The 9222-nt window shown below is 74.0% G+C and carries 8 protein-coding genes; 2 read left to right on the plus strand and 6 right to left on the minus strand.

From position 1 onward, the window contains the following. Nucleotides 1-681, plus strand: a 681-nt coding sequence (locus F9B16_RS46045) for a WS/DGAT domain-containing protein (protein ID WP_151546594.1), incomplete at its 5' end; no start/stop codon positions are given. Nucleotides 682-703: 22 nt separating this feature from the next. On the opposite strand, the gene hpnH is transcribed toward F9B16_RS46045, so the two are convergent. The 6 genes from hpnH to hpnC are packed head-to-tail and all read right to left on the minus strand — an operon-like array spanning nt 704 to nt 7800. Continuing rightward, nucleotides 704-1708, minus strand: coding sequence for an adenosyl-hopene transferase HpnH (gene hpnH / locus F9B16_RS46050; RefSeq protein WP_151546595.1), 1005 nt, complete (start codon nt 1706-1708; stop codon nt 704-706). Next, complete coding sequence (gene shc / locus F9B16_RS46055) at nt 1709-3628, minus strand: squalene--hopene cyclase (protein ID WP_151546596.1); 1920 nt, start codon at nt 3626-3628, stop codon at nt 1709-1711. It abuts the gene before it with no gap. Then, nucleotides 3628-4650 (minus strand): polyprenyl synthetase family protein, encoded by a 1023-nt coding sequence (locus tag F9B16_RS46060; protein WP_151546597.1) that lies wholly within the window; start codon nt 4648-4650, stop codon nt 3628-3630. Before F9B16_RS46060 ends, shc begins: the two co-directional genes overlap by 1 nt. A gap of 55 nt (nt 4651-4705) precedes the next feature. Next, nucleotides 4706-6025: a hydroxysqualene dehydroxylase HpnE gene (gene hpnE / locus F9B16_RS46065; RefSeq protein ID WP_192809333.1), complete on the minus strand. Its 1320-nt coding sequence runs from the start codon at nt 6023-6025 to the stop codon at nt 4706-4708. Next, nucleotides 6022-6939, minus strand: a complete 918-nt coding sequence (gene hpnD, locus F9B16_RS53270; RefSeq protein ID WP_225992538.1) for a presqualene diphosphate synthase HpnD — start codon at nt 6937-6939, stop codon at nt 6022-6024. The genes hpnE and hpnD overlap by 4 nt, the downstream gene beginning before the upstream one ends. Before the next feature lie 3 nt (nt 6940-6942). Then, the gene (gene hpnC / locus F9B16_RS53275) at nt 6943-7800 is read right to left on the minus strand and encodes a squalene synthase HpnC (RefSeq protein WP_225992539.1); all 858 of its coding nucleotides are present in this window, start codon (nt 7798-7800) and stop codon (nt 6943-6945) included. 216 nt (nt 7801-8016) lie between these two features. Between hpnC and F9B16_RS46075 the strand changes: the two genes are divergently transcribed. Then, nucleotides 8017-8574, plus strand: coding sequence for a hypothetical protein (locus F9B16_RS46075; RefSeq protein WP_151546599.1), 558 nt, complete (start codon nt 8017-8019; stop codon nt 8572-8574). Nucleotides 8575-9222: the final 648 nt, after the last annotated feature.

Here is a 9222-nt window from a genome sequence, read left to right on the forward strand (position 1 = left end):
CCCGCGCGGCTGCCGTCCGCCGGGACGGCCGGGCGCCGCTTCGGCACCCTGCGCGTCCCGCTCGACGAGGCCCGCGCGATCGCCCGGCGGCACGGCGCCCGCGTCTCCGACGTCGTGATGTGCGCGGTCGCGGGCGCGCTGCGGCGGACCGTCCGGTTCCCGGCGGGAGAGGCGCCGCGGGAGTGCCGCGTCGCGGTGCCGCTGATGATGCGGGCGCCCGGCCAGGGCATGGAGGGCAACCACACCACCGCCGTCATGGTCGACCTGCCGATCGGCGCGATGCCGGAGCGCGAGCGGCTCGCCGAGATCGCCCGGCGCAGCCGCGTCCTGCGGTCCGGCACCCGCGCGCTCGCCGCGTGGTTCGTGATGCGGGGCGTCGGGCGGCTCATGCCGGTGCCGCTGCACGCGCGGTTCGCCCGGGCCGTCTACGGCGGCCGGTTCCTGCAGGGGATCGTGTCGAGCCTGCCGGCCAGCCGCGAGCGGCTGCTGCTGACGGGCGTCCCGGTGACCGGCGTCTACCCGGTCGTCCCGCTCGCGCCCGGCGCGCCGCTCGCGGTCGCCGCGCTCGGCGTCGACCGCGAGCTGTGCTTCGGCGTCTGCGCGGACACCGGGCTGGTGGACGACGCCGGCGCGCTGGCCGCCGCCGTCCGCGACGTCGTCCGCGAGCTGCGGGACGACTGATCAGGTGATCGGACGCCGCTGATCAGACGCTCCGCACCGCGCGGAGCGACTCCTTCAGCGAGCCCATCGTCGCGAACACGGCGGTGGGCTCGTAGCCGCAGTGCGCCATGCAGTTGGCGCAGCGGTCGTCGCGCCCGCGGCCGTAGGAGTCCCAGTCGGTCTCCTCCAGCAGCTCCTTGTAGGACTGCGCGTAGCCGTCGTCCATCAGGTAGCAGGGACGCTGCCAGCCCTTCAGCGAGTACGACGGGATCGCCCACGCCGTACACGGGAAGTCGACCTTGCCTTCGAGGAAGTCCAGGAACAGCGGCGAGTGGTTGAACCGCCAGCGCTTGCGGTTGCCGCCCGCGAACGCCTTCTGGAACAGCGACCGGGTCTCCTGCACGCCGAGGAAGTGGTCCTGGTCGGGCGCCTTCTCGTAGGCGTACGCCGGCGAGATCATCATCTGGTCGACGCGCAGGTCGTCGTTCAGGTAGTCGAGCACGTCGATGACGGTCTGCGGGGTGTCGGTGTTGAACACCGTGGTGTTCGTGGTGACCCGGAACCCGCGCTCCTGGCACATCCGGATCGCCGCGACCGCCTCGTCGAACACGCCCTCCTTGCACACGGACGCGTCGTGCCGCTCGCGGAGCCCGTCGATGTGCACCGCCCACGCGAAGTACCGGGACGGCGCGAAGTCGTCGATCTTCCGCGGGATCAGCGCGGCGTTCGTGCACAGGAACACGTACCGCTTCATCCGGATCAGCTCGCGGACCAGCTCGCCGATCTGCGGGTGCATCAGCGGCTCGCCGCCCGCGATCGACACCATCGGCGCGCCGCACTCGCGGATCGCGGCGACGGCCTGCTCGACCGGCATGCGCTGCTTCAGCACGCTCGCCGGATGCTGGATCTTGCCGCAGCCCGCGCACGCCAGGTTGCAGGCGAACAGCGGCTCCAGCTCGACGATCAGCGGGAACTTCTTCCGCCCCGCCAGCTTGTTCCGCAGGACGTACCCGCCGACGCGCAGGCTCTGGCGCAGTGGCATGGCCATTTAGGAACCGATCCCCTTCACGTAGCGGCCCAGCGCCGACAGCGGGAACACCAGGCGGTACAGGTGGTAGTTGATGTAGAAGTCGCCGGGGAACCCGGTGCCGGTGAAGTGCTCCTCGTCCCAGGTGCCGTCGGGGCGCTGGTGCTCGACGAGCCACCGCACGCCCCGCTCGACGGCGGCGCCGCGCTCCCCGGCCGCGAGCAGCGCGAGCAGCGCCCACGCGGTCTGCGACGCGGTGGAGACCCCGTGCCCGACCCATTCCGGGTCGCGGTAGGAGCGCAGGTCCTCACCCCAGCCGCCGTCCTCGCGCTGGTGGCGCTCCAGCCAGCGGACGGCCCGCCGGATCGCCGGCTTCTCCGGCCGGACGCCCGCCGCGACGAGCGCGGGCACCACGCTCCCGGTGCCGTACACATGGTTGGCGCCCCACCGGCCGAACCAGGACCCGTCGTCCTCCTGCGCCTTCAGCAGCCACACGACGGCCCGCTTCACCAGCGTCGAGTCGGCCATGCCGCGGTGGCTGAGCGCCTCCACGACGTGCGCGGTGACGTCGGCGGACGGCGGGTCGATGACCTCGCCGAAGTCGCAGAACGGCAGCCGCCGGCACAGCGCGCGGGTGTTGTCGGCGTCGAACGCGCCGAACCCGCCGTCCCTGGACACCATCCCGGCCATCCACCGCACGCCGCGCTCGATCGCGGGCTCGGCCTCCGGATGGCCGACGCGGCTCAGCGCGAGGACGGCCTCGGCGGTGTCGTCGGTGTCGGGGTAGTAGTCGTTGTCGAACTCGAACGCCCACCCGCCCGGCGGCAGGTCGGGGCGGCGCACCGACCAGTCGCCCGGCCCCTGCACCTCCTCGCCGACCACCCACCCGGCCGCCGCCTCCAGGGCCTGGTGGTCGCCGGGCACGCCCGCGTCGACCAGCGCGTTCATCGCCAGCACGGTGTCCCAGAGGGGGGACTGGCACGCCTCCAGCCGGCGGCCCTTCGCGTCCCGGATGGTGAAGCGCTCCAGCCCGTCCAGGCCGCGACGCACCACCGGGTGGTCCAGGCCGTGGCCGAGCAGGTGCAGCGCGAGCAGCGAGTACACCCACGGCGGCTGGATGCCGCCCCACGACCCGTCCGGCTCCTGCCGCGCGATGATCCACTCGCCGGCGCGGCGCAGCGCCGCCTTACGCAGGCCGGGCAGCGGCCGCCGCTCGTAGACGCGCAGCACCTTGTCCAGCGCGCCGAACGCCTCGTCCCAGCCGGGCAGGCCCCGCCGCCCGCGCCGCACCGGCCGCCCCGACCGCAGCTCCTCCAGCTCGAACGGCAGCGGCCGGACGGGCCGCTTCGCCGCGACGACCGTCAGCGGGACGATCGTCTGCCGCGCCCAGCACGCGAAGTCGTACACGTTCAGCGGGAACCAGCGCGGCAGGAACACCATCTCCGGCGGCACCACCGGCAGCTCGTCCCACGGCCAGTGCCCGAACATCGCCAGCCAGAAGCGGGTGAAGACGCGGGTGGCGGGGATGCCGCCCTCGCCGCGGACGAACGCGGCGGCGCGCCGCATGTGCGGGGCGTCCGGCTCGTCGCCGGCGAGCCGCAGCGCCACGTACGCCTCGACGGTCGTGGACAGGTCCGGCGGCCCGTCGTGGAAGTTCGCCCAGGTGCCGTCGGGCGCCTGCTGCGAGCGGATCCAGCGGGCCGCCTCGCGGGTGTCGTCCGCGGTGCGGATGCCGAGGAACTCGCGCAGCAGCAGGTCCTCGGCGTCCATGGTCACGTTGGTCTGGAGCTCGCCCTTCCACCAGCCCTCGGGCGCCTGGAGGCCGAGCAGGTGGTCGCGGGCGGCCGCCATCGCCTCGGCGGCCGTCCGGGTCCCCGTGGTCCCCGTGGTGCCGGTGGACGCGGTGGACGCGGTGGTCCCGGTGGGTTCGGTCGCGGTCATCAGTGGTCCCGGCGGGTGACGAAGGCGGCGATGTGCAGGAACTCGGCGCGGACGGGCTCGGGCAGACCGGCGGACGCCAGGTGCGCGGCCGCGCTCGCGATCCGCTCGCCGGCCTCCGCCTCGGCCCACGCCCGGCCCCCGGCCGCGTCGACGAGCGCGGCGGCCTCGGCCAGCTCGTCCTCGTCGGGGCCCTCGGGGTCCGGCGGCCGGGCGTACAGCTCGGCGAGCCGCGCCCCCTCCGGCGTGCCGGAGTTCAGCGCGGCCACCACCGGCAGCGACATCTTCCGCGACCGCAGGTCCGACAGCGCCGGCTTCCCGGTCGTGGCGGGGTCGCCCCAGATGCCGAGCAGGTCGTCCACCAGCTGGAACGCCAGGCCGAGGTCCGCGCCGAACGACTCCAGCGCGGCGCACAGCGGTTCGGGCGCGCCGTCCAGCACCGCACCGATCGCGCACGAGCAGGCGAGCAGCGCGGCGGTCTTGTCCGCCGCCATCGCCGCGCACTCGTCGAGGCCGACCTGCCGGCGCGTCTCGAACTCCAGGTCGAGCGACTGGCCCGCGATGAGCCGCCGCGTCGCGACGGCCAGCGAGCGCGCCGCCCGCGCCGACCCCTGCCCGGGCGCCTCCAGCAGCACCTCCAGGGCGAGCGCGAGCAGCGCGTCGCCCGCGAGGATCGCGGCGGGCTCCCCGAACACCGTCCACGCCGCCGGGCGGTGCCGGCGGGTCCGGTCGCCGTCCATGATGTCGTCGTGGAGCAGCGAGAACGCGTGCGTCAGCTCCACCGCGACCGCGCCGGGCAGCGCGCTCTCCGGCGGCGCCCCCGCCGCCCGCGCCGACAGCAGCGCCAGCGCCGGGCGCAGCGCCTTCCCGGCGGGCGCCGCGAGCGGGCGGCCCTCCTCGTCGGCCCAGCCGAGATGGTAGGCCGCGACCCGGTAGGTGCGCGGATCGAGCCGGCCGACCGCGGCGCGCAGCGCCCCGTCGACCAGCCCGCGAACATCGGTCATCGAGACCGGAACGGCCGTCATCGATCACACCTCTCCAAGCGGCGGTGGGCCGGGGGAGGCGCGGCGGACGCGGCGGTCACCGGTCCCGCACCCCCTCCAGGTGGCGGCGGACCAGGCGGGCGGCGGTCAGGCCGCTGCGCACGGCGCCCTCCATCGTGTCGGGCCAGCCCGTGTCGGTCCACGCGCCGGCCAGGAACAGGCCGCGGGCCCGGGTCGCGGCCCCCGGGCGCGGCGACCGGCTGCCCGGCCGCTGCCGGAACGTCGCCCGCCGCTCCCGCGTCACGAACAGCTCGCGGACGCGCGCGCCGCGCGCCGCCGGCAGCAGCCGCGCCAGCTCCGGCACGAACTCCGCGCGCAGCGCCGCGGTCGGCCGGTCGATCCAGCGGTCCGCGGCCGACAGCGAGATCGCCAGGTACTGGCCGTCGCGCAGCCCAGCCACCCCCGACCGGTCGAAGATCCACTGGACGGGGGAGCCGACCGCCGCGGCGAACGGCTCGTCCAGCACCGGCCGGTCGTACACCACGTGCACGTTCACGATCGGGCTCGCGTCCAGCTCGTGCCAGCGCAGCGGCTGCGGCAGCGCCTCGGCGGGCAGCAGCCGCGCCGCCGCCTCGTGCGGGACGGCCAGCACCACCGCGTCCGCCGCGATCGGCACGCCGTCCACGATCACCTTCGGGTCGGTGGTGACCGCCTCGACCTTCGCCTTGAGCCGGACGGTGCCGCCCATCTCCGCGATCCGGCGCAGCGCCGGGCCGCCGTGCAGCTCCCCGAGCGGGACGGTCGGGACGCCGATGTCGGCGGCGTCCGGCCGCCCGAACAGCGCCCGCCGGCACACCATCGCCGACAGGCCGAGCGCGGCGTCGCCGACCTCGGCGTTCAGCGCCGCGGTGATGAACAGCCCCCACAGCGCCTCCCGCGCCCACGGCCGCTGCCCGCGCTCGGCGAGCCACGCGCCCGCCGACAGCAGGTCCAGCGCCGGGTCGTCGGGGTCGAGCCGCTGCAGCCCCGCTGACGCGCGCACCGCCCGGAGCCGGTCGGCGACCGGCAGGTGCGAGTACCGCGCCAGCGACGGCAGCAGATGCAGCGGGCTCGGCAGCGGCGACCTGCGCAGCCGCGCCGGCCGCGCGCCCGGCCGCAGCACCGCGACGTCGAACCGGTCCTGCATCCGCACCAGGTGCTCGGCGCGCAGCCGCCGCAGCAGCCCCTGGTAGGCGGTGCAGCAGCGCAGGAACACGTGCTGGCCGTTGTCGACGCTCAGCTCGTCGCGGCGGAACGAGTGGGTCGCGCCGCCGAGCCACGGCCGGGCCTCCACCAGCGTGACCGGGACGCCCGACTCCTGCAGGGCGATCGCGGTGCTGATGCCGGCCAGGCCGCCGCCGACGACGACGACGCTCACCGCTCCACCCCCGTCAGCGCGCGCGCCGCGACCACGGCCTTCTGCCACGTCGGCAGCGAGACCCGCGAGTTCAGCGCCGCGGCCGGGTTCTCCGCGATGCTCTCCAGCAGCCGCCGGTAGATCCCCGCCATCGCCGCGGTGCACGCCGCGCTGCGCCGGTCCAGCAGCGGCAGCAGCCGCAGCCCCTCCGCGTACCAGGCGCGGGCCCGCTCCGCCTGGAAGGCGACGAGCTTGTGCAGCCGCCACGGCGGGTCGATGAACACGCCCGACTCGTCCAGCTCCAGCGTGCAGCCGAACTGCTCCAGGTCCTCGGCGGGCAGGTACACCCGCCCCGCCAACCGGTCCTCCCGGACGTCCCGCAGGATGTTCGTGAGCTGCAGCGCGACGCCCAGCGAGTCCGCGAGCCCCTCGGCGCGCTGCCGGCCGTCCGACCCGAACACCCCGAGCGACAGCCGGCCCACCGAGCCCGCGACCTGCTGGCAGTAGCGCAGCAGGTCGTCGAACGTCTCGTAGCGGGCGCCCCGCACGTCGCTCTCGCAGCCGTCGATCAGCTCGTCGAACGCGGCGAGCGGGATCGGGAACCGGCCCGCCGCGTCCGCCAGCGCCGTCAGCACCGGATGGCCCTCCAGCGCCCGCACGTCGCTGCGCCGCCGCAGCACCTCCTGGACGGTCAGCAGCCGCTGCCGCGACCGGTCCAGCAGGTCCAGCCGCACGCACGCCGGCTCCGGGCCGTCCCCGACGTCGTCGACGCCGCGCGCGAACGCGTAGATCGCGCTCATCGCGCGGCGCTTCGGCGGCGGCATCAGCCGGATCCCGTAGGAGAAGTTGCGGGCCTCCTCGCGGACCACCCGCTCGCAGTGCCGGTACGCCCCGGCGACCTCGTCGGCCCGCTCACACGTCTCTGAAACCGTCATCGCTCAGCCCCTTCCCAGTGCGCGCGCCCACCCGGCCAGCACTGCGGCCCGGCGGGGGCGCGGCGGATGCGCGAGCACGTCGTAGCGGGCGCCGGCGAGCGCCGCCAGCGCCGCCCGCCCGCCGGCCACGTAGCCGCCCACCGCGACCCGGGCCCATCCGGACAGTCCCCTCATCAGCGGCGCGGCGCCGCGGTCCAGCAGGTCGCGGGCGCGCCCCGCCTCCAGCGCCACCACCCCGCGCAGCCGCGTCGGCGTCGTCCGGCGGGCCAGGTCGCCGTCCGCGCAGCCGAACCGGCGCAGGTCCTCCGCCGGCAGGTACACGCGTCCGACCCGGTGGTCCTCCGCGACGTCCTGGCAGTGCTCGATGATCTGCAGCGCCGTGCAGACCCGGTCCGACGCCCGCTCCAGCCCGGCGCCCTGGGCGCCGAACACGTGCAGCACGACGCGGCCGACCGGGTCGGCCGACAGCGCGCAGTACTCCACGAGCTGCTCGAACGTGTCGTAGCGGTGGACGACCTGGTCCTGCCGGTTCGCCTCGACCAGCCGCCGGAACGGCTCGGCCGGGATCCCGTGCGCGTGCACCGTGCCCGCCAGCCGGCGCAGCTGCGGCAGCTTCGGCGTCCCGCCCTTGTAGACCAGGTCCAGGTCGTCGTCGACCAGGGCCAGCAGGTCCGCGCGCTGCGCGGGCGGCGCCTCGTCCCCGATGTCGTCGACGAGCCGCGCGAAGCCGTACACCGCCCGCAGGTCGGCGCGGTGCCGGGCGGGCAGCAGCCGCGCGGCGACCGGGAAGTTCTCCCGTGCCGCCAGCGCGTCCAGCATGCGGTCGTGGTCGAACGCGCTCCAGGGTGAATCGGTGATCACCTTTGTGAGATTCGCCGGTACGGCACTAAAGAAACTCTGGCCAAGGTATGGACTTATTGAAGCGCCGCGTGTCCCGGGCTGAACCGTTCCAGAGTCCCTGGCGTCTGGGCCATTGAACAGCCCATCATTCGCGTAAAGGCCGTTCAGAGAGGAAGTCCGGACATGCGGGGAACCGGCACACGTTGGGGGATGATGGTGGGGCTCATGGGGGTGAGCATGGTCCTGGCCGCCGGCTGCGGGGGCTCCGGCGGGACCTCGCACGCCGCGGCCAAGAGCGGGGCCAAGAGCGGCGCCAAGGGTGCGGCCAAGAGCGCCGCGCCGGTCAAGGCGGCTCCCAAGAAGCTCACGTTCGACCTGGTCAAAGGGGTGGGCGACACCGCCCTCGGGGGCGACCGCGCGTGCGGTTACGGGGAATGGAACGACGGCACGTTCGCGATCGGCAAGCCGTACTCGAAGCAGACGACGTTCTACCGCGAATACAGCTGCTACGAGAAGAAGGGCGAGCTGTTCCCGAACGCGGCGGGACAGATGACCTATGCCGAGTTCGGCACGCCGGCCCAGGCGACCGCCTACGGAAACTACACCAAGACGAACATTTCGGCGGTCGCGGTGCTGGTTTCGGAGAACACCGCCGTCACGATGAACATCGGTTATCTCACCGTCAACAAGATGACGCTGCTGAAGCAGGTCCAGGCGGCCTGCGGCGGCTGCGGAACCGTCATCGCCGGCCCGCACGCCTCCGACCCGGTCCCGGGCCACGTCGACAAGTCCTGACCGCCGTCGCCCCCCGTCCCGCCCCCGCCGGGACGGGCTCCAGGACATTCGGTTCTAAGAGTCCTCCCCTAGGAAGAAGTGTGAAATGTGGGGCGGACCGACGGTCGCTGGAGGCCTCCCTCACCTTCGACGACCAGCGTTCAGGTCTGAATGTCGCCTTACGGTCATGCGAGGCCGCCTACCACGGGATGGCGAGAGGGTGTCTATTCATAGTCGGTAGGAGACTTCAACGGAATAGCGCGCGCTCGGGGAGCGGAGCGCCCGATGGGAGTTCGACGCCGAAGGCTGGCGCGCCGGGTTGGCTAGAGACTCAGATACTACTCAAAACGGGAAGGTCCCGGTTGCCTTTTTTGTAGAGCCGCCCTCAGTCCGGGCCTTCGCCCGACATTGAACCTTTTTCAGTAGCCGTGCGGGGTCTGCTGATCACATGGTGGTCGCGGTCGGTGTGGCTGCACCGGAACGTCAAGGAGCCCCTGGTAGGACGGTTGATCTCTCACAATCCCTCGTCCGCACCAGAGGCTCCGCATGCTTTTGTATCGTGCTTCGCTGCCGTTGTCGCGCCAGACTCTGACCTACGCCACCGGCGTCGTCCGCCGGCACCGCAAGAAGATCGGCAGCAAGGGCCGGGCGTTGCCGCCCGGCCTGCAG

The organism is Actinomadura montaniterrae, assembly GCF_008923365.1.
GTDB classification, from domain to species: Bacteria; Actinomycetota; Actinomycetes; order Streptosporangiales; family Streptosporangiaceae; genus Spirillospora; species Spirillospora montaniterrae.

What these genes read in the sequence shown, in the direction of transcription:
- hpnD (WP_225992538.1), bottom strand. Translation starts at nt 6,939, where the DNA reads ATGACGGTTTCAGAGACGTGTGAGCGGGCCGACGAGGTCGCCGGGGCG.
- shc (WP_151546596.1), bottom strand. Translation starts at nt 3,628, where the DNA reads ATGACCGCGACCGAACCCACCGGGACCACCGCGTCCACCGCGTCCACC.
- F9B16_RS46060 (WP_151546597.1), bottom strand. Translation starts at nt 4,650, where the DNA reads ATGACGGCCGTTCCGGTCTCGATGACCGATGTTCGCGGGCTGGTCGAC.
- F9B16_RS46075 (WP_151546599.1), top strand. Translation starts at nt 8,017, where the DNA reads ATGGTCCTGGCCGCCGGCTGCGGGGGCTCCGGCGGGACCTCGCACGCC.
- hpnH (WP_151546595.1), bottom strand. Translation starts at nt 1,708, where the DNA reads ATGGCCATGCCACTGCGCCAGAGCCTGCGCGTCGGCGGGTACGTCCTG.